Here is an 18993-nt window from a genome sequence, read left to right as displayed (position 1 = left end):
TATTGATTTTAATCAGCAAGAACAGGCCAATTATTCGGCACATTTCATCCTTCTTTTTTTTATTGATTTTTTGTGCTCCATTGCAGCAGAGATACAGGGGAAATCATGCTTACGTTATTCGAGCTCCTTATTGGCGTCGTCGTCATTGTCGGCGTCGCGCGCTACATCATTAAAGGCTACTCGGCCACGGGCGTATTATTTGTTGGCGGTTTAACACTGCTGATTATCAGCGCAATAATGGGGCACCAGGTGTTACCAGCCAGCGCGACCAGCACCGGTTACACCGCTACAGATATTGTTGAATACATTAAAATATTGCTCATGAGCCGCGGCGGCGATCTGGGCATGATGATCATGATGCTGTGCGGTTTTGCAGCCTACATGACCCACATCGGCGCCAACGACATGGTCGTTAAGCTTGCCTCCAAACCCCTGCAGTACATCAACTCGCCGTATTTGCTGATGGTCGCGGCCTATTTCCTCGCCTGCCTGATGTCGCTGGCCGTTTCGTCGGCTACCGGACTTGGCGTACTGCTCATGGCGACGCTGTTCCCGGTCATGGTGAACGTCGGTATCAGCCGCGGTGCGGCAGCGGCAATTTGCGCGTCTCCGGCAGCCATTATTCTCTCCCCGACCTCTGGCGACGTTGTGCTGGCAGCAAAGGCGGCGGAGATGTCCCTCATTGACTTCGCCTTTAAAACCACGTTACCGATCTCGATTGTTGCCATCGTGGGCATGGGTATCGCGCATTTCTTCTGGCAGCGCTATCTCGACAAGAAAGAAAACATCAGCCATGAAATGATGGACGTGAGTGAAATCACCACCACCGCTCCCGCGTTCTATGCCATTCTGCCGTTCACCCCGATCATCGGGGTGCTGATTTTTGACGGCAAATGGGGTCCACAGCTGCACATCATCACCATTCTGGTCATCTGTATGCTGCTGGCCGCCGTGCTGGAGTTTGTGCGCGGTTTTAACACGCAAAAAGTCTTCTCGGGTCTGGAAGTAGCGTATCGCGGTATGGCTGATGCCTTCGCTGGCGTGGTGATGCTGCTGGTTGCGGCAGGCGTTTTTGCCCAGGGTCTGAGCACAATCGGCTTTATCCAGAGCCTGATTTCTATCGCCACCTCGTTCGGCTCGGCCAGTATTATCCTGATGCTGGTTCTGGTGGTGCTCACCATGCTGGCGGCCATGACCACCGGTTCCGGTAATGCGCCTTTCTACGCTTTCGTTGAGATGATCCCGAAACTGGCCCACTCATCCGGTATTAACCCGGCCTATCTCTCCATTCCCATGCTGCAGGCGTCAAACCTGGGCCGTACCATTTCTCCGGTGTCGGGCGTGGTCGTTGCCGTTGCCGGGATGGCGAAAATCTCGCCATTCGAAGTCGTCAAACGCACCTCAGTGCCCGTAATGGTTGGCCTGATTATCGTGATTATCGCCACGGAAGTGCTGGTACCCGGCGCGGCCTAAGCTAAATTAGGGATATCCAAAAAGCGCCTGCAGGCGCTTTTTGTGCTTTAATAACTTCCAGAAATTAATCGTGCTCATTCGATCAGGAAATCATATGTTCAGGAAGGATATCGTCATCCCGTCTGGCGCAATGGCGCTTGCACTCTGTCTCTTCTCCGCACAGGCGGAACCGCTGAAGGCAACACAGTATGGCGATTTCGATCGCTATGTGCTGGCGCTATCCTGGCAAACCGGGTTTTGCCAGAGCATGGTCGAGCGCAACCGTAATGAACCTGACGAATGTCGCCTGCAAAAAGAGCGCGAGAATAAAGCCGATTTTCTGACCGTTCACGGGCTATGGCCCGGCCTGCCGAAATCTATTGCCGCGCGCGGCGTGGATGAACGTCGATGGATGCGTTTCGGCTGTGCCACACGTCCGATTCCGAACATGCCGGAAGTGAAGGCCAGTCGCAAATGCGATGCCGCCGAAACCGGACTGTCGCTTTCCACTGCCGCCAAGCTCAACGACGTGATGCCGGGCGCGGGCGGAAACTCCTGCCTGGAACGCTACGAATATGCCAAACATGGCGTCTGCTTTGGTTTCGATCCGGATGCCTATTTCGGCACGATGGTGCGGATGAATCAGGAAGTTAAAAGCAGCGCGGTCGGTAAATTCCTCGCCGACAACTACGGGAAACCCGTCAATCGCAGCGACTTTGACAGTGCCGTTGCCAAAAGCTGGGGCAAGGAGAACATCAAAGCGATCAAGCTGACCTGCAACGGTAATCCGGCGTATCTGACCGAAATGCAGATTTCCCTGAAGGCAGACGCCATTAACAACCCGCTTTCAGCGGCGTCATTTGCACCGCAGCCACATCCGGGTAACTGCGGAAAACAGTTCGTGATTGATAAAGCCGGTTACTGATCTACCGTCGGGCGCACCATATCAAACCGGTTTTCGTCACTGATGCCATAGTACGCCGTCGGCCCACCCGCACGCAGGATGGGCTGCGCTTTTGCCGTCTGGTATATCCCCTCTTCCAGCAGCGTTTCGGCGATATGGATACCGACCACCTCCCCCAATACCAGCCAGGTATCGACCGGCGTGCCGTCGGCACCGGTAAGCTGAATGCACTGCGACAGGCGGCACTCAAAGTTCACCGGGCTTTCTGCGACGCGGGGCGCGTTAACCAACCGGCTTGCCGCTGGCGTTAGCCCGGCGAAGCTAAATTCATCCCGATCGTGGGGAAGCATTGCTGAGGTTTGGTTCATCGCCTGCGCGAGATCGCGCGTCGCCAGGTTCCAGACAAATTCCTTTGTTTCGGTAATATTACGCACGCTGTCCTTCCAGCCGTTGCTGGAAAAGCCGATGATCGGCGGACGATAGTTAAAGCAGTTAAAGAAGCTATACGGCGCGAGGTTCAGCTGACCGGCCTTATCGCATGAGGAGATCCAGCCGATCGGACGTGGACCAATAATGGCGTTCAGCGGATCGTGCGGCAGGCCGTGACCCTGAGACGGTTGGTAGAAGTACATAGTTCTCTCTCGTTGGTGGGCAACGCCCTGGTTCAGGATCTCAGCGTAACGTATTCCTCCCGGAATGAAGACTGAATAAATTTCAGCGAAAATTCATATGGACCATGAATGTGACCTTCATCACTTCAAACTTGGGCGCTCAGCCAGTATCATCGGGAGAGTTAAACCCTCGCTGCCAGACGGCGAGGGTTTTCTTTTGGATCGGTTTCTGCGTGACACGCAGCATTAACGACATGGAGTAAAAATGTCCAGACCTACAATTATCATCAATGAGCTCGACGCAGAACGTATCGACAGATTGCTGGAAAAAGCAGAGTTTGCCTCACTTCCCGTGGCCGACGCCCTGAATGAGGAGCTCGACCGGGCGCAGATGTGCACGGCTGAGTCGATGCCGCATGACGTGGTCACCATGAACAGCCAGGTAAAATTCCGCAACCTGACCACCGGCGAAGAGCTGACCCGCACGCTGGTTTACCCGGCTCAGATGACCGACAGCAGCGCCCAGCTTTCCGTGCTTGCGCCTGTGGGTGCCGCGCTGCTCGGTCTACGCACGGGCGATACCATCCACTGGGAATTGCCGGGCGGCGCCTCTGCCCATCTTGAAGTGCTGGCATTACTGTACCAGCCAGAAGCCGCGGGCGATTACCTGCGTTAACCTCTTCTGAACAAGCGCCTCCGCGTTGCACAGAGGATGCAGCCGCATCCTCTTTCCGCAAATTCACCCCATTTTCCTATATCGCGCAAAGCGGCCTTCATCCACGCTTAATCTGTTTTGGTGCCGCGGGGACGGTCATGAGTGAGATACTGGTTATCACACTTATTTTTCTGATATTTGTGGCGATTATCGTCACGGCCGTGCTCTACCTTGAACGCCACAGGTAAGCGAGCACTCATGCAACCCCACCCGGAAAAGCGTTCACCAGGCCCTTCACTTTCTGCTCTGCGGCCTCGGGCGTTTCTGCTCCGGGGACCAGAATCACCTTCCGGCACTCCTCCTCCCGTTTTTCGAATACCTGATAGGCGCGTTCCGCATCAGCAAGGGGAAGATAATGGGTCACGATCTCTTCCGGCGTAAGCAGCCCTTTTTCGATCAGCGGTAGCAGTTCACCCAGCCAGGCATGGACGTGCGTCTGGCCCATCTTAAACGTCAGTCCCTTATCAAAGGCATCGCCAAACAGGAAGCCATGAATAAACCCGGCGTACACGCCGGGTACGCTAACCACCCCACCGCGTCGAACGGCAGCAATGCACTGACGCAACGCTTTGCCGCTGCTGCCTTCAATTTTAAGATTGCTGAGGATCGTTTCGGTGGTGCTGCCTTTCGCTTCGAACCCTACCGCATCAATCACGGCGTCAACGCCGCGCTGGCCAGCGGTCTGCTCGATGATTTTTTCCGCTGCGTCGTTATCATCATCAAAGTTGATGGGGATTGCGCCGTAACGCGCCTCGGCAAAGCGCAAACGGTACGGGTGGTGATCGATAACAAAGATCTGCTCCGCTCCCAGCAGCCGCGCGCAGGCAATGGTCAGTAGCCCCACCGGCCCGGCGCCGAAAACCGCTACGCTTGAGCCTTTTTCAATCTGCGCATTTTTTGCGGCCTGCCAGGCCGTGGGTAAGATATCGGAAAGGAAAAGCGCCTTGTCATCGGAAAGGAGCTGTGGGACCTTAAACGGCCCGACGTTACCTTTTGGCACGCGGACATATTCTGCCTGTCCCCCCGGCACGCCGCCGTAGAGATGGCTATAGCCAAACAGCGCGGCCGGCGCGGGGATTTGCTTTTTGTTCAGCGCGGCGCCCTGCCCGGCATTGGTATTTTCACAGGCCGCGTATTGCTGCAGGCGGCAAAAGAAACAGTCCCCGCAGGCGATGACAAACGGGATCACCACCCGATCCCCTTTTTGCAAATTCTTCACCTCTGCGCCGCACTCGACGATTTCCCCCATAAATTCATGGCCAAAAATGTCGCCGTGCTGCACCTTCGGGATCTTTCCGCGATAGAGATGCAAATCGGAGCCGCAGATCGCCGTGGCCGTGACGCGCAGAATGATATCGTCGGGCTGTTCGATGATGGGATCGGGGACATTCTCGACGCGAACATGGTGCGGACCGTGATACGTAAGTGCTTTCATGCGACCTCCGAAAGGTTCCAGGTAAGTGTATAAGGGTAGCTACCCCTCAAGGTCTGCCCCGGAATACGGGGCTTTTGAGATTTATCCTGGCGAGATAAGAAAACTGACGGAGCGCTTACAGAAACCATTTATATTTTATGGTTAAATGAGTTCAGCGTTTATAAACAAGGAGAAACGGGTATGTATCAGAGAATCATTATGCCGGTTGATGTTTTTGAGATGGAGCTGAGCGACAAGGCCGTTCGCCATGCGGAGTTCCTGGCGCAGCAGGACGGAGTCATCCATCTGTTGCACGTACTGCCGGGCTCCGCCAGCCTGAGCCTTCACCGCTTTGCCGCCGACGTGCGTCGCTTCGAGGAGCATTTGCAGCATGAAGCGGAAACCCGTCTGCAAACCATGGTCAGCCACTTCAGCATCGACCCTTCACGGATTAAAACGCACGTCAGATTCGGCAGCGTACGCGATGCGGTAAACGAACTGGCGAACGAGCTGAAAGCAGACGTGGTGGTCATCGGTTCGCGCAACCCTTCCATTACCACGCATCTGCTGGGCTCTAACGCCTCCAGCGTGATCCGCCACACCCACATACCGGTGATGGTCGTAAGATAAAAAAAGAGGCCACCTTTCGGTGGCCTCTCGCTATTGCAGGTGTAGCCTTACTTTCTTCTATTATGCGGTTTTGGTGCGAATCAGATAGTCAAACGAACTCAGAGACGCCTTCGCACCTTCGCCCGTGGCGATGATGATCTGTTTGTACGGCACGGTGGTGCAGTCGCCTGCCGCAAACACGCCCTTCACGCTGGTTTCACATTTCGCATCGATGATGATTTCGCCCATGCGGTTGCGCTCAATCGCGCCTTCCAGCCAGGTTGTGTTTGGCAGCAGACCAATCTGCACGAAAATCCCTGACAGCTGAACGCTGTGCACGTCGCCGCTCACGCGGTCGCGGTATTCCAGGCCGGTCACTTTGCTGCCGTCGCCCTTCACTTCCGTGGTTTGCGCGTTCAGGACGATATCGACGTTTTTCAGGCTGCGAACTTTATCCTGCAGAACCTGGTCAGCCTTCATCTCTGGCGCGAACTCCAGAAGCGTAACGTGTTCAACAATCCCCGCCAGGTCGATAGCCGCTTCCACGCCGGAGTTGCCGCCGCCGATCACCGCCACGCGTTTGCCTTTAAACAGCGGGCCGTCGCAGTGCGGACAGTAGGTCACGCCTTTGGTACGGTACTGATCTTCACCCGGGACGTTCATGTTGCGCCATTTCGCGCCGGTGGCAATGATAATGCTGCGCGCTTTCAGCACCGCGCCGGACGCGGTTTCAATCTGGTGTAAACCACCCTCGACCGCTGCCGGAACCAGCTTGCTGGCGCTCTGGCTGTCGATCACGTCCACGTCGTAGTCGCTGACGTGCGCCTTCAGCGCCCCCGCCAGCTTCTGGCCTTCGGTCTTAGGCACGGAGATGTAGTTCTCGATGTCTACGGTATCCAGCACCTGACCGCCGAAGCGTTCGCCCATCAGGCCGGTACGAATACCTTTACGCGCGGAGTACACCGCTGCCGCCGCACCCGCAGGGCCGGAACCGACGATCAGCACGTCGTAGGCATCGCGTTTGTTCAGCTCTTCCGCCGCACGTTTTTCTGCGCCGGTATCCACTTTGGCAACGATTTCGGTCAGCGTCATGCGGCCCTGGCCGAACTCTTTACCGTTCATGTAGACCGCCGGAACGCCCATCACGTTGCGATCGGTGATTTCATTCTGGAAGGTACCGCCGTCAATCGCCGTGTGCTTAATGCGCGGGTTCAGGACTGACATCAGGTTCAGCGCCTGCACCACGTCCGGGCAGTTGTGGCAGGAGAGCGAGTAATAGGTTTCAAACTCGAAATCACCGTCGATATCGCGGATCTGCTCCAGCAGCGCCTGCGCCTCTTTTGACGGATGACCACCGGTCCACAGCAGCGCCAGCACCAGTGAGGTAAATTCGTGACCAAGCGGAGAGCCAGCAAAGCGCGGCCCCTGGTCGGAGCCTGGGTTGGTAATCAGGAAAGAGGGCTTACGGACCGGCAGCGCGTTGTCTTCTTTGAAGGTCACTTTCGGAGACAGTTCGGCGATCTCCGCCAGCAGTTCTTTGATTTCTGCCGATTTGGCGCTGTCGTCAAGCGTAGCAATCAGCTCAACGGGTTTGGTCAGTTTCTCAAGGTAGGCCTTGAGCTGGGTTTTCATATTTGTGTCGAGCATTGTTCTTCCCTCTCTTAAGACGTCATCATGCAAGCTGCCTTATACGGGCGGCCTGAATGCAACTTGCATCATGGTGCTGGAATGAAATGGGCGCGGGTGCGCCCATTGATTGCCGGGTGGCACTTCGTTTACCCGGCCTACGATACGGTAGGCCTGTGCAAGCGCAGCGCCGCCAGGCTTTACAGACTTAGATCTTGCCGACCAGATCCAGAGATGGAGCCAGCGTCGCTTCGCCTTCTTTCCATTTCGCCGGGCACACTTCGCCTGGGTGAGAAGCCACGTACTGAGCGGCTTTCACTTTACGCAGCAGGTCAGAAGCATCACGGCCGATACCTTCAGCGGTAACTTCGATAGCCTGGATAATGCCCTGCGGGTCAACAACGAAGGTGGCGCGGTCAGCCAGGCCTTCATCTTCACGCATATTTTCGAAGTTACGGGTCAGGGCGCCAGTCGGGTCACCGATCATCGCGTATTTGATTTTCGCGATGGTTTCAGAGCTGCCGTGCCATGCTTTGTGGGTGAAGTGGGTGTCGGTAGAGACAGAGTAAACGTCTACGCCCAGCTTCTGCAGTTCGTCGTAATGGTCTGCCACGTCGCCCAGTTCAGTCGGGCAAACGAAGGTAAAGTCAGCCGGATAGAAGAAGAAGACGCTCCAGCGGCCTTCGGTATCTTTCTCGGTAACTTCGATGAACTCACCGTTTTTGAACGCCTGGTTTTTGAAAGGTTTAATTTTGGTATTAATCAAAGACATCTGTACTTCCTCCGTGTTTTCGTTGAGATGTAAGGTAACCAACTTTATTCATCGGGGCTAATGCGTATGCTTTATCAAATCAATCAGCCAAACCTTACAACGTCGACAAGACAACAAGGTGAACCTTTTACAGGAAAGCCTGAAAGTAAAAAGGCCGCCTCAACGGGCGGCCCTGATACCTGAATTCCCCGCAGGTAGATTCAGTGCCAGCCGAAGCTGGCGTTGCGTTGCGCTCTACAACCCTTTATATCAAGGCGGTAACAGCCGTTTGATTACACCACCCGTGCAGGGATTGAGCAATCCATAAGAGCGGCATTCCTGCCTATAGCTGCGATAGGTTGTGTCAAACATCATTCCGGAGCGTTATAAATTTATTTTTATTATAAAACTATCGCAATATATAAATGACAATTGTCATTTAAAGCGTTCATTCCCTCTTCTAAGATAAAATTATCTTAATCACCTTTGAAGCGCTATTTCAATAATCTGACGTCGTGATATATTAAGAACAGTTTAATTTAAAATTAAGAGAGTTAACCGAAAGGATTGTAAATGGTTAACTTCAAACTATAGTTATCAGTGATGTGATAACCACAGCAAACACGGCATCCTCAGGACGAAACATGGCAAACCTCTACGACCTTAAAAAATTCGATCTTAATCTGTTAGTCATTTTCGAGTGCATTTACCAACATCTTAGTATCAGTAAAGCCGCCGAGACGCTGTATATCACCCCCTCTGCCGTGAGCCAGTCGCTGCAACGCCTGCGAGGACAACTCAACGATCCTCTGTTTATCCGTTCCGGTAAAGGGATCACGCCCACGACCGTCGGCGTCAATCTGCATCATCATCTGGAACAGAACCTGAACCAGCTTGAGCAGACCATCAATATGATGCACAGCAGCGGGTTGAAGAAGAATTTTGTCATTTACTGCCCGCAGTTTATGAGCACCAAAACGATGCTTGAGCCAATGAAATTGCTCATGAACAAGTATAATTATTCAGTTGAATTACATGATGTTTTTCTCGCCCCTGATTCCGCAGAAGATCTCCTGGCTTACCGAAAGGCCGACCTGATATTTTCTTTTGCCTCCTCCAACAGCCGCTCTATCGCCTGCAGTCTGTTTCATAAACTTCCGTTTGTTCTCGTTTGTCGGGAGGATCATCCCCGCATGAGCGGAAAACCGACGCGTGAAGAGATTCTGAATGAAAACTTCACCGCCTACCTGAGCGATGAGAACAGCGTCAAAGACTACCAGGAAAAAGCCGAGAGCCTGTTAACAGAAAGAAATATCGTTTATCGAAGCGACTCTTTTATCTCCCTTCTGTCGGTGATCAGTTCATCCGACCTCATAGGGTTAGCGCCCACACCGGCCTTTGAACAATATGGTCCAGCGCTTAACCTGCGCAAAGTGGAGACAGACATTCAATTTCCCAGTATTGATATTTACATGATGTATAATCGCTCCGCGCTAAATAGCTCAGCATTCGCGAGTTTTATTGAAGAAATAACTTTACCGTGAGATGTTAGCGTGGTTCTCGCACAGAGTGGGAGCCACCTTTTCCAGAAACATACACCATCGTTATAGAAACATTCAGCATAAACTTTATACACCTCATAAATTATTGACTGATATAATTCTCACTCTAGTATTGACACCAACGTCTGGTATTTATTCCTCAGGATGAGAATAAGCATGTCAATTTATAAATACCCCTTAAACCAGGATGTTCTTACTGCGGCGAGGGAACGTATTAAATGGACTCTCGAAAACTTACCCAGGACCTGTGTCTCTTTTTCAGGAGGTAAAGACTCCACCGTCATGCTGCATCTGGTTGCCAGGCAGGCGCGGCTGATGAAAACCAAAATAGATGTCCTCTTTATCGACTGGGAAGCGCAGTTTTCCCATACCATCACCCATGTTGAGCATATGCGCGAGTTGTACAGCGATGTTATCGGCCATTTCTGGTGGGTAGCGCTTCCCCTCACCACGCAAAATTCCCTGTCGCAATTCCAGCCGGAATGGCAATGCTGGGAACCCGGCACCCGATGGGTCCGCCAGCCTCCTGACGATGCGATAACCGATCCCGCTTTTTTTCCCTTCTACCAGCCCGGCATGACGTTTGAAACCTTTGTCCGCAGCTTCTCCGACTGGTTCTCTCACAATCGCCCGGCGGCGGTGATGATTGGCATCCGCGCCGATGAGTCTTACAACCGTTTTCTGGCTATCGCGTCGGCGCGTAAGCAGCGGTTTGCCGATGATAAGCCCTGGACAACCATCGCACCGGGGGGGCATGCCTGGTATGTTTATCCCCTCTACGACTGGAAAACTGCCGATATCTGGACCTGGTTCGCCAAATCGGGATGTTGCTATAACCCGCTCTATGACCTGATGTTCCAGGCCGGCGTGCCGCCCCGCTATATGCGTATTTGCGAGCCCTTTGGCCCGGAGCAACGCCAGGGGCTATGGCTCTACCACGTTGTTGAGCCCGATCGCTGGGCGGCCATGTGCGAGCGCGTGAGCGGCGTGCGCAGCGGGGGGATTTACGCCGGGCACGATAACCATTTTTACGGCCACCGGAAAATCCTGAAACCCGAACACCTCTGCTGGCGCGAATATGCCATGCTGCTCCTCGACAGCATGCCGCAAAATACCGCTGAGCATTACCGCAATAAAATCGCCATTTATCTGCACTGGTATCAGAAGAGAGGCATAGAGGATATTCCCGATACGCAGGACGGCGATATCGGCGCCAAAGACATTCCCTCCTGGCGCCGTATTTGTAAGGTTATCCTTAATAACGACTACTGGTGCAGAGCGCTATCGTTCAGCCCAAATAAACCCAAACATTATCAACGCTACAGCGACAGAGTGAAGGCGAAACGCAAGGAGTGGGGCATATTATGCGACAAAGACTAATTACCGAGATGGAAACGTACCTTCAGTCACTTCCCGAAGAGGATCGCATTAATGCCATAAATGCTTTTCGCGAAGCGATCCATAAAAACAGTCCTTTTCGTGAGCAACCGATCGACTGTGTCCTCTGGATCAGACAGGACGCTATTACCGCTAACGACTACAACCCCAATAACGTTGCCCCACCAGAAAAACGGCTGCTCAGTAAGTCGCTGGAACTCGATGGATTCACCCAACCTATCGTTGTGACAGAAAGTGAACCGCAGCACTACGAAATTGTGGATGGTTTTCACCGTCATGAAATCGGTAAAAATCGGGCGGCGCTGAAGCATCAGCTCAAGGGGTATCTCCCCATCACCTGCCTGCGTCAGGACCGGCAGGATAAACATGACCGTATGGCCGCAACCATTCGTCACAACCGGGCGCGGGGCCGGCACCAGATTAACGCCATGTCGGAGATCGTTCGCGAGCTGGTGCAGCTTGGCTGGAACGACGAGAGAATAAGCAAGGAGCTGGGAATGGACGGGGATGAAGTCTTGCGCCTCAAGCAAATCAACGGTCTGCTGGAGCTGTTTGCAGACCGCCGCTACTCAGAAGCCTGGACGGTAAAATAATCAGAGCGTGTTGAGACGCTCTGCCGCCGCCAGCAGCGTCGATTCCTGCTTCGCAAAACAAAGACGGATCAGCTTATGCGGGAAGGGATCGGCGCAGAATACCGACAGCGGAATGGCGGCCACGCCCACCTCTTTCGTGAGCCACTGGCAGAAGCTGACGTCGTCGAGATCGGAAATCGCGCTGTAGTCGGCCAGCAGGAAGTAGGTCCCTTCACAGGGTAAAATCTCCAGGCGGCTTTTGCTCAGCGCGTTCACAAACAGATCCCGGCGTTTTCGATAGAAGTCCGGCAGCTCGCGGTAGTGCTCCGGCTCGGCGCGCAGCATATCCGCCAGCGCCAGCTGGGCAGGCGTGTTCACCGCAAAGGTCAGGTACTGGTGCACTTTACGCAGCTCGGCGCTGATAGCGGCCGGGGCCACGCAGTAGCCCACTTTCCAGCCGGTCATATGGTAGGTCTTACCAAATGACGAGACGGCGATGGCGCGCTCGCGAAGCTGCGGATGGGCCAGCACGCTGGCGTGCCCCTCTTCTGCAAAGCAGATGTGCTCGTAGACTTCATCGCTCAGCACGTAGATCTCACGTTCGGCAATCGCCTGCCACAGCGCGGCGAAATCGGCTTTCTGCCACACCGTCGCCGACGGATTGTGCGGCGTATTCAGGATCACCAGGCGGGTTTTGTCGCTCAGCAGCGCAGCAAATGCCTGCCAGTCAGGACGGAAATGCGGCGGCTGTAACGCCACGCGTTTCACCACGCCGCCGGAGAGTTCAACCGCAGGCGCATAGCTGTCGTAGCTCGGGTCAAAGCAGATGACCTCATCGCCCGTGCGCACCAGCGCGGTGATGGCCGCATACAGCGCTTCGGTCGCTCCTGCCGTCACCGTGATCTCGCTGTTCGCATCTGGCTTATGGCCATACAGCTCCGCCGTTTTATCCGCAATGGCTTCACGCAGCGCCTGCACGCCCGTCATCGGCGCGTACTGATTCGCCCCCTGCGCCACGTGGTACGCCAGACGCTCCTGCAGATAGGTCGGGCCGTCGAAATCCGGGAACCCCTGGGAAAGGTTAATGGCGTTGTGCTGCTGCGCCAGGGCGCTCATCTGCGTAAAGATGGTGGTCCCGAGATTGGGAAGCTTACTCTGCGGAATCAATGCGTTATTGCTCATTGTGTCGTGCCTGCTTGTAATACTTATGTTGCTGCCACTATAACACGATGTTAGTCTTTGGCAATCAAGACGCTTAGACGTCTATACCATATAAATATTCCCGGCCGCGAGGGTAAAATGACAGACAACCTGCAACTCACACATCTGGTCGACGCCTGCCGCTGGATTGGCGCCAAAGGCTGGGCCCCCGCCACCGGCGGCAACATGTCGGTGCGTCAGGACGAACGCCTGTGCTGGCTCAGCGAGTCCGGCAAGGACAAAGGCAGCCTGACGACGGAGGATTTTCTGCAGGTGGAGATCGCCACCAACCGCGCGCCCTCTGGCCGCAGGCCGTCGGCGGAGACCGGATTGCACACCCTTATCTATCGTCTGTTCCCGGAGGCCAACGCCGTCCTGCACGTGCATACCGTCAACGCCACGGTGCTGTCGCGTCTGGTCAAAGAAGCCGAGCTCAACATCAGCGGCTTTGAAATGCAAAAATCCCTCACCGGGCAGACCACGCATCTGGATACGGTGGCTATCCCGGTTTTTGATAACGACCAGGACATCGACGCCCTCGCCTCCCGAATCGCCCATTACGCGCAGGAACGCCCGCTTAATTATGGTTTTCTTCTTCGCGGTCATGGCTTAACCTGCTGGGGACGCGATGTGGCCGAGGCCCGCCGTCATCTGGAAGGATTAGAATTCTTATTTGAATGCGAAATGCGTTTACGACAACTGGAGAGAGTATGATTCGCGCGATTGTGACGGATATTGAAGGCACCACCAGCGATATCCGTTTTGTCCATGATGTTTTGTTCCCCTACGCGCGTGAGCGGCTGGCGGCCTTCGTGACCGCGCAGCAGTACGCCGAGCCGGTCAAATCCATTCTGGACAACCTGCGTGATGAAATCGGCCACCCGCACGCCAGCGTCAGCGAGCTTATCGACGCCCTGTTTGCCTTTATGGATGAAGACCGCAAATCCACGGCGCTCAAAGCCCTGCAGGGGATCATCTGGCATGACGGCTACGTGAACGGCGACTTTACCGGACATCTCTACCCGGACGTACTGCCCGCGCTGGAAAAGTGGAAAGCGCAAGGGATTGATCTCTATGTTTATTCCTCTGGCTCCGTCGCCGCGCAGAAACTGTTATTTGGCTACAGCGACGAAGGTGATATTACTCATCTGTTCAGCGGCTATTTTGATACCCACATCGGCGCCAAGCGCGAGGTGCAGTCTTATCAAAACATTGCGGCGCAAACGGGCATCGCCCCGTCGCAGATCCTGTTCCTGTCCGATATTCATCAGGAGCTGGACGCGGCTGAACAGGCAGGTTGTCGCACCCTGCAGCTGATTCGCGGCGATGATGACGGCGCAAGCCATCACCACCAGGTTCACCAGTTTGACGAGATTAATCCGGAGCAGATCCCTTCATGAGCGCATTGACCATTTATTCCGATAAAGACGCCAGTCAACACCAGTGGCACAGCACCGACGCCGCCGAGATCGCCCAGCAGCTCAACGCTAAAGGCGTGCGGTTTGAACGCTGGGCTGCGGATCGCGATTTAGGACACGATCCCGCGCCCGAAGCCGTGATCGAGGCGTATCAACATGCGATTGACAAGCTGGTGGCGGAGAAAGGCTATCAGAGCTGGGACGTGATCAGCCTGCGCGCCGACAACCCGCAGAAAGAGGCGCTGCGCGCGAAGTTCCTGAACGAACACACCCACGGCGAAGACGAAGTGCGCTTTTTCGTGGAAGGCGCAGGGCTGTTCTGCCTGCACATTGGCGATGAGGTGTATCAGGTGCTGTGTGAGAAAAACGACCTGATTTCCGTTCCCGCGGGCACACCGCACTGGTTTGATATGGGCTCAGAGCCGAACTTTACCGCCATTCGTATTTTCGATAATCCGGAAGGCTGGGTGGCCCAGTTTACGGGCGATGCAATCGCGGATGCGTATCCAAGGCTGGCATGATCTTTTCTCCCTCTCCCTGTGGGAGAGGGCCGGGGTGAGGGCATCAGCGCGCACTACGCATTAAGCCCCTTCACATACCCCACCAGCTGATCCAGCACAATCCCCCACCCTTCGTGGAAGCCCATCTGCTCATGCTGCTCGCGGATTTCCTTCGTCGGATGGCGCGCTATCGCCGTGTAGCGGGTTTTGCCCTCGCCTACGTCTTCCAGCAGCAGGATCGCCGTCATAAACGGTTTCTCAGCAGGTTTCCAGTCTTCCCCGTAACCGTCGGTAAAGACCAGCTTTTTACCGGGATCGATTTCAAGAAATACGCCCCGGTTATCCATCCGCTGCCCGTCCACCTCAAATACGGTGTTGAACCGCCCGCCCACGCGCAGGTCGAGGTCGCATTCGGTCACCTTATGGGGAGCAGGAATGAAGAAGTTTTTGATGTGCTCCGGCGTAGTCCAGCAGAGCCACAGCAGGTCGCGCGGTGCGTCCACCACGCGCTCCAGTTTTAAGTCTGTTTCAGGATCGAGCGTCACGATGTTGTCCTCTCAGGGGAACCCCTTACAAGGATAGCCGGACTCAGGCGAATTTCCCGTTTGCCACCGCTTCCGGCGTGACCACGCCCGTATCCAGCACCCAGCCGCTAATTAGCGAGGCAGGCGTAACGTCAAACGCCGGGTTATAGACCTGCGCATTTTCCGGCGCCCACTGCACCGCGCCAAAGCTTCCGGCTACGCCCGTCACCTCGCTGGCGGCGCGCTGTTCAATCGGGATCGCGTCACCGTTCGGGCAGTCCGGATCGAGGGTCGTTTGCGGCGCGGCAACGTAGAACGGAATGCCGTGGAATTTCGCCAGCACCGCCAGAGAATAGGTGCCGATCTTATTCGCCACGTCGCCGTTGGCGGCAATACGATCTGCGCCCACCCACACGGCGTCCACTTCCCCTTTCGCCATCAGGCTGGCGGCCATGGAGTCGGTAATCAGCTTGTACGGCACGCCCAGCTCGCCAAGCTCCCACGCGGTCAGTCTACCGCCCTGCAGCAGCGGACGGGTTTCATCCACCCAGACGCAGCTGACGTTGCCGTCCTGATGCGCGCGGGCAATCACGCCCAATGCGGTGCCAACGCCCGCCGTTGCCAGCCCGCCGGTGTTGCAGTGGGTCAGCAGGCGGCTGCCGGGCTTAACCAGCGCGCTGCCGGCTTTCGCAATCGCGTCGCAAAGCCGTTTGTCTTCGTCAATCAGCCGCAGCGCTTCGGCAACCAGCGCCGGAACATAATCTTCCTGCCACAGCGCAATCTTCATGCGGTCGAGATTGTTCATCAGGTTCACCGCCGTCGGGCGTGACGCGCGCAGCATGTCCAGCGCCGCCGCCAGCTCGTCGCGGCTTTTACCGTTTTCCGCCAGCAGCGCCAGCAGCAGGCTTGCAGAGAGACCAATCAGCGGCGCGCCGCGCACCCGCAGGGCATGAATGTGCCCAACCAGCGCCTCTACGGTCGAGGCATCCAGCCAGCGTTTCTCCTGCGGAAGCGCCTGCTGGTCGAGAATAAAGAGCTGATTATTCGCCACCCGCAGGCTGGTCGTCTGTAATGTCTGCATGTCGTTAATTCCCTGTTGCGTTGTTGTAGCACATTGTGTCAGGATGAAATCCAGATGTATAGACGTCTACATGTCTTTATTAGCAAACCCGTGAGGAACAGGCCATGTCGCAATACCGTACCTTTACCGCTCAGGACGCCGTGGAATATGCCAGGCAGTTTGGCGGCCTTGATGACCCATCATCGCTGGTGGAGGCGCAGGAGGTAGGCGACGGCAACCTCAATCTGGTCTTTAAAATTTTCGACAGCGCGGGCGTGAGCCGCATCGTCGTCAAGCAGGCGCTGCCCTACGTGCGCTGCGTCGGGGAATCCTGGCCGCTGACGCTGGACCGCGCCCGTCTTGAGGCGCAAACGCTGGTCGAGCACTACCGGCACAGCCCGCAGCACACCGTGAAAATCCACCATTTCGACCCGGAGCTGGCGGTAATGGTGATGGAAGATCTCTCCAGCCATCGCATCTGGCGCGGCGAGCTGATCAGCAACATTTACTACCCGCAGGCGGCGCAGCAGCTGGGCGAATACCTCGCGCACGCGCTGTTCCACACCAGCGATTTCTACCTGCACCCGCACGAGAAAAAAGCGCAGGTGGCGAAATTCATCAACCCGGAGATGTGCGAGATCACCGAGGATCTGTTCTTCAACGATCCGTACCAGATCCACGAGCGCAACAGCTACCCGGCCGAGCTGGAAAATGACGTAGCGGCCCTGCGCGACGATGCCCAGCTAAAAATTGCCGTGGCCTCCCTGAAGCACCGTTTCTTTTCTCAGGCTGAAGCCCTGCTGCACGGCGATATTCACAGCGGGTCGATTTTTGTGGCCGACGGCAGCCTGAAGGCCATCGACGCCGAGTTCGGCTATTTCGGGCCGATAGGTTTTGATATTGGCACCGCCATCGGCAACCTGCTGCTGAACTTCTGCGGCCTGCCGGGGCACCTGGGCATTCGCGATGCCGCCGCCGCGCGCGAGCAGCGCCTGACCGATATTCAGGAGCTGTGGAACACCTTCGCGGAACGCTTCCAGGCGCTGGCAAACGAGAAAGCCCGCGACGCCGCGCTCGGCGCACCGGGCTATGCCTCCGCGTTCCTGAAAAAGGTCTGGCATGACGCCATCGGGTTCTGCGGCACCGAGCTTATTCGCCGCAGCGTTGGGCTTTCCCACGTCGCGGATATCGACACCATTCAGGACGAGGCGATGCGCCACGAATGCCTGCGCCACGCGATAACGCTCGGTAAAGCGCTGATTGTCATTGCCGACCGCATCGACAGCGCGGAAGAGCTGGTGGCACGAGTGCGGCAGTACAGCTGATTTTCTCCCTCTCCCTGTGGGAGAGGGCCGGGGTGAGGGCATCAAACTGCACTTACCCCAAATACTCAATCACCGATAACCCGCCGTTATAATCCGTGCTGTAAATAATCCCCTGCGCATCCACAAACACGTCGCACGACTGGATCACCTGCGGGCGATTTGGCCGCGTGTCCATCATTCTCTCCGGCGCGGCGGGCACCAGCGCCCCCGTTTCCACCGGGCGATACGGATTGGAAATGTCGTACGCGCGCACGCCCGCGTTCTGATACGTTGCAAAAATCAGCGTCGAGCTGACGAAGCTTCCCGGCCGGTTCTCATGCAGGTTGTGCGGGCCGAAATGCGCCCCTTTCGCCACGTAGTCGGTTTCATCCGGCTGCGGGAAGGTCGAGATGCTCACCGGGTTCGACGGCTCGCGGATATCAAACAGCCAGATGAGCTTCTCGCCGTCTTCCTGATTGTCCAGCACCGCTTCGTCCAGCACCACCAGCAGGTCGCGGTCCGGCAGCGGCAGCGCGGTGTGCGTCCCTCCGCCAAACGGCGGGCTCCAGTTGCGGTGGCTAATGAGCTTCGGCCGGGTGCGGTCCTTCACGTCCAGCAGCGTCAGGCCTCCGTCGCGCCAGCTGCCGTAGGCGGTGTCGCCCGCGATAATCGCGTGGTGCAGCGCGTAGCGTTTCCCTTCCGGCCAGTTCGGCTTCTCCCCTTCCGCCTGGTTCATCCCCGGCAGCCACCAGCGCCCCGCCACTTCAGGCTTACGCGGGTCCGCAAGATCGATGGTCAGGAAGATATAGTCGGTAAAGCCGTCAATAAGCGCCGACACGTAGGCCCAGCGGCCACCGACGTACCAGATGCGGTGAATGCCGATGCCGCTCAGCGACAGAAAGCCGATTTCGCGCGGCCTGTCCGGCGTGGAGATATCAAACACGCGCAGCCCGGCGCTCCAGCCTTTGTCCTTCACGTCGCTGACGGTCTCCCCCACCTGGCGGGTGTAGTAGACCTTCTCGTCGGCAAAGCGGGCATCGGCAAACAGATCCCGGGCGTTAATCACCAGCAGCAGGTCGTCATGCGCCTGCAGGTGCACGTTCCAGGTGCCGGGCGGCGCGGGCACGTAGCCTGCCGTTTTCGGGTTCTTCGGGTCGCGCACGTCGACAATCGAAAAGCCCTGCGACACCATATGGCCGATATAGGCGAAACCGCGATGCACCATCAGCTGCACGCCGTCCGGACGACCACCCTGGTCGCTATGGCCAATCAGCCGCATATTGCGGCTGTATTCTGGAGGGGGTAAAGAAGTCACCTTGAACTCCTGTTGGTTTTCTCCCTCTCCCTGTGGGAGAGGGCCGGGGTGAGGGCAT

General features: G+C 56.2%; 20 protein-coding genes. 12 read left to right on the top strand and 8 right to left on the bottom strand.

Annotated elements, in window-relative coordinates; genetic code table 11:
* Positions 1 to 105: 105 nt before the first annotated feature.
* On the top strand, positions 106 to 1473 hold the full coding sequence (gene dcuC, locus AC2TE5_RS05960; protein ID WP_021242585.1) for an anaerobic C4-dicarboxylate transporter DcuC: 1368 nt from the start codon (positions 106 to 108) through the stop codon (positions 1471 to 1473).
* A 130-nt stretch (positions 1474 to 1603) separates the two neighbouring features.
* Entirely contained in the window at positions 1604 to 2377 is a 774-nt protein-coding gene (gene rna, locus AC2TE5_RS05955; protein WP_484613315.1) for a ribonuclease I, read from the top strand.
* On the opposite strand, the gene AC2TE5_RS05950 is transcribed toward rna, so the two are convergent.
* Positions 2371 to 2988: a flavin reductase family protein gene (locus tag AC2TE5_RS05950; RefSeq protein WP_193940236.1), complete on the bottom strand. Its 618-nt coding sequence runs from the start codon at positions 2986 to 2988 to the stop codon at positions 2371 to 2373. The genes rna and AC2TE5_RS05950 overlap by 7 nt on opposite strands.
* 244 nt (positions 2989 to 3232) lie before the next feature.
* Here AC2TE5_RS05950 and rnk point away from each other — a divergent pair, with 244 nt between their 5' ends.
* On the top strand, positions 3233 to 3643 hold the full coding sequence (rnk, locus tag AC2TE5_RS05945; protein WP_063143194.1) for a nucleoside diphosphate kinase regulator: 411 nt from the start codon (positions 3233 to 3235) through the stop codon (positions 3641 to 3643).
* Between the two features lie 137 nt (positions 3644 to 3780).
* The gene (gene yldA / locus AC2TE5_RS05940) at positions 3781 to 3870 is read left to right on the top strand and encodes a small membrane protein YldA (RefSeq protein WP_283771125.1); all 90 of its coding nucleotides are present in this window, start codon (positions 3781 to 3783) and stop codon (positions 3868 to 3870) included.
* Between the two features lie 8 nt (positions 3871 to 3878).
* Here yldA and AC2TE5_RS05935 read toward each other — a convergent pair whose 3' ends face one another.
* On the bottom strand, positions 3879 to 5117 hold the full coding sequence (locus AC2TE5_RS05935; protein ID WP_213328710.1) for a zinc-dependent alcohol dehydrogenase: 1239 nt from the start codon (positions 5115 to 5117) through the stop codon (positions 3879 to 3881).
* Positions 5118 to 5297: 180 nt separating this feature from the next.
* Here AC2TE5_RS05935 and uspG point away from each other — a divergent pair, with 180 nt between their 5' ends.
* The gene (gene uspG, locus AC2TE5_RS05930; RefSeq protein ID WP_023310731.1) at positions 5298 to 5726 is read left to right on the top strand and encodes a universal stress protein UspG; all 429 of its coding nucleotides are present in this window, start codon (positions 5298 to 5300) and stop codon (positions 5724 to 5726) included.
* Between the two features lie 60 nt (positions 5727 to 5786).
* On the opposite strand, the gene ahpF is transcribed toward uspG, so the two are convergent.
* Both ahpF and ahpC read right to left on the bottom strand, forming a co-directional pair.
* Positions 5787 to 7352: an alkyl hydroperoxide reductase subunit F gene (gene ahpF / locus AC2TE5_RS05925; RefSeq protein WP_058841803.1), complete on the bottom strand. Its 1566-nt coding sequence runs from the start codon at positions 7350 to 7352 to the stop codon at positions 5787 to 5789.
* Between the two features lie 187 nt (positions 7353 to 7539).
* Positions 7540 to 8103 (bottom strand): alkyl hydroperoxide reductase subunit C, encoded by a 564-nt coding sequence (ahpC, locus tag AC2TE5_RS05920; RefSeq protein WP_010428492.1) that lies wholly within the window; start codon positions 8101 to 8103, stop codon positions 7540 to 7542.
* A gap of 623 nt (positions 8104 to 8726) precedes the next feature.
* On the opposite strand from ahpC, the gene citR reads away from it, so the two are divergent.
* From citR to AC2TE5_RS05905, 3 genes are all read left to right on the top strand, one after another.
* On the top strand, positions 8727 to 9626 hold the full coding sequence (citR, locus tag AC2TE5_RS05915; RefSeq protein ID WP_213328711.1) for a DNA-binding transcriptional repressor CitR: 900 nt from the start codon (positions 8727 to 8729) through the stop codon (positions 9624 to 9626).
* 174 nt (positions 9627 to 9800) lie between these two features.
* A complete protein-coding gene (locus AC2TE5_RS05910; protein ID WP_213328712.1) occupies positions 9801 to 11024 on the top strand; it encodes a phosphoadenosine phosphosulfate reductase in 1224 nt (407 codons plus the stop codon).
* Positions 11009 to 11635: an IbrB-like domain-containing protein gene (locus AC2TE5_RS05905; RefSeq protein WP_213328713.1), complete on the top strand. Its 627-nt coding sequence runs from the start codon at positions 11009 to 11011 to the stop codon at positions 11633 to 11635. The genes AC2TE5_RS05910 and AC2TE5_RS05905 overlap by 16 nt, the downstream gene beginning before the upstream one ends.
* Here the strand turns inward: AC2TE5_RS05905 and AC2TE5_RS05900 are convergent, their stop codons facing one another.
* On the bottom strand, positions 11636 to 12796 hold the full coding sequence (locus AC2TE5_RS05900) for a pyridoxal phosphate-dependent aminotransferase (protein WP_213328714.1): 1161 nt from the start codon (positions 12794 to 12796) through the stop codon (positions 11636 to 11638).
* 117 nt (positions 12797 to 12913) lie between these two features.
* Between AC2TE5_RS05900 and AC2TE5_RS05895 the strand changes: the two genes are divergently transcribed.
* From AC2TE5_RS05895 to AC2TE5_RS05885, 3 genes are read left to right on the top strand one after another with little or no spacing between them, the layout of a single operon-like run.
* Positions 12914 to 13528 (top strand): methylthioribulose 1-phosphate dehydratase, encoded by a 615-nt coding sequence (locus tag AC2TE5_RS05895; protein ID WP_061715768.1) that lies wholly within the window; start codon positions 12914 to 12916, stop codon positions 13526 to 13528.
* A complete protein-coding gene (gene mtnC, locus AC2TE5_RS05890; RefSeq protein ID WP_484612837.1) occupies positions 13525 to 14214 on the top strand; it encodes an acireductone synthase in 690 nt (229 codons plus the stop codon). Before AC2TE5_RS05895 ends, mtnC begins: the two co-directional genes overlap by 4 nt.
* Complete coding sequence (locus AC2TE5_RS05885) at positions 14211 to 14753, top strand: 1,2-dihydroxy-3-keto-5-methylthiopentene dioxygenase (protein ID WP_015571163.1); 543 nt, start codon at positions 14211 to 14213, stop codon at positions 14751 to 14753. The genes mtnC and AC2TE5_RS05885 overlap by 4 nt, the downstream gene beginning before the upstream one ends.
* Before the next feature lie 53 nt (positions 14754 to 14806).
* On the opposite strand, the gene AC2TE5_RS05880 is transcribed toward AC2TE5_RS05885, so the two are convergent.
* A complete protein-coding gene (locus tag AC2TE5_RS05880) occupies positions 14807 to 15277 on the bottom strand; it encodes an SRPBCC family protein (RefSeq protein ID WP_063143203.1) in 471 nt (156 codons plus the stop codon).
* Between the two features lie 43 nt (positions 15278 to 15320).
* Positions 15321 to 16337, bottom strand: coding sequence for an S-methyl-5-thioribose-1-phosphate isomerase (gene mtnA, locus AC2TE5_RS05875; protein WP_484612836.1), 1017 nt, complete (start codon positions 16335 to 16337; stop codon positions 15321 to 15323).
* 104 nt (positions 16338 to 16441) lie between these two features.
* On the opposite strand from mtnA, the gene mtnK reads away from it, so the two are divergent.
* Positions 16442 to 17641: an S-methyl-5-thioribose kinase gene (gene mtnK / locus AC2TE5_RS05870; protein ID WP_484612835.1), complete on the top strand. Its 1200-nt coding sequence runs from the start codon at positions 16442 to 16444 to the stop codon at positions 17639 to 17641.
* Between the two features lie 52 nt (positions 17642 to 17693).
* On the opposite strand, the gene AC2TE5_RS05865 is transcribed toward mtnK, so the two are convergent.
* On the bottom strand, positions 17694 to 18935 hold the full coding sequence (locus AC2TE5_RS05865; protein WP_484612834.1) for an LVIVD repeat-containing protein: 1242 nt from the start codon (positions 18933 to 18935) through the stop codon (positions 17694 to 17696).
* Positions 18936 to 18993: the final 58 nt, after the last annotated feature.

This window comes from Enterobacter sp. N5-15 (assembly GCF_057221635.1).
This window is presented reverse-complemented; position numbering and strand designations above follow the sequence as displayed.

Coding starts and splice junctions, on each gene's coding strand:
- dcuC (WP_021242585.1), top strand. CDS start 106: ATGCTTACGTTATTCGAGCTCCTTATTGGCGTCGTCGTCATTGTCGGC.
- rna (WP_484613315.1), top strand. CDS start 1,604: ATGGCGCTTGCACTCTGTCTCTTCTCCGCACAGGCGGAACCGCTGAAG.
- AC2TE5_RS05950 (WP_193940236.1), bottom strand. CDS start 2,988: ATGTACTTCTACCAACCGTCTCAGGGTCACGGCCTGCCGCACGATCCG.
- rnk (WP_063143194.1), top strand. CDS start 3,233: ATGTCCAGACCTACAATTATCATCAATGAGCTCGACGCAGAACGTATC.
- yldA (WP_283771125.1), top strand. CDS start 3,781: ATGAGTGAGATACTGGTTATCACACTTATTTTTCTGATATTTGTGGCG.
- AC2TE5_RS05935 (WP_213328710.1), bottom strand. CDS start 5,117: ATGAAAGCACTTACGTATCACGGTCCGCACCATGTTCGCGTCGAGAAT.
- uspG (WP_023310731.1), top strand. CDS start 5,298: ATGTATCAGAGAATCATTATGCCGGTTGATGTTTTTGAGATGGAGCTG.
- ahpF (WP_058841803.1), bottom strand. CDS start 7,352: ATGCTCGACACAAATATGAAAACCCAGCTCAAGGCCTACCTTGAGAAA.
- ahpC (WP_010428492.1), bottom strand. CDS start 8,103: ATGTCTTTGATTAATACCAAAATTAAACCTTTCAAAAACCAGGCGTTC.
- citR (WP_213328711.1), top strand. CDS start 8,727: ATGGCAAACCTCTACGACCTTAAAAAATTCGATCTTAATCTGTTAGTC.
- AC2TE5_RS05910 (WP_213328712.1), top strand. CDS start 9,801: ATGTCAATTTATAAATACCCCTTAAACCAGGATGTTCTTACTGCGGCG.
- AC2TE5_RS05905 (WP_213328713.1), top strand. CDS start 11,009: ATGCGACAAAGACTAATTACCGAGATGGAAACGTACCTTCAGTCACTT.
- AC2TE5_RS05900 (WP_213328714.1), bottom strand. CDS start 12,796: ATGAGCAATAACGCATTGATTCCGCAGAGTAAGCTTCCCAATCTCGGG.
- AC2TE5_RS05895 (WP_061715768.1), top strand. CDS start 12,914: ATGACAGACAACCTGCAACTCACACATCTGGTCGACGCCTGCCGCTGG.
- mtnC (WP_484612837.1), top strand. CDS start 13,525: ATGATTCGCGCGATTGTGACGGATATTGAAGGCACCACCAGCGATATC.
- AC2TE5_RS05885 (WP_015571163.1), top strand. CDS start 14,211: ATGAGCGCATTGACCATTTATTCCGATAAAGACGCCAGTCAACACCAG.
- mtnA (WP_484612836.1), bottom strand. CDS start 16,337: ATGCAGACATTACAGACGACCAGCCTGCGGGTGGCGAATAATCAGCTC.
- mtnK (WP_484612835.1), top strand. CDS start 16,442: ATGTCGCAATACCGTACCTTTACCGCTCAGGACGCCGTGGAATATGCC.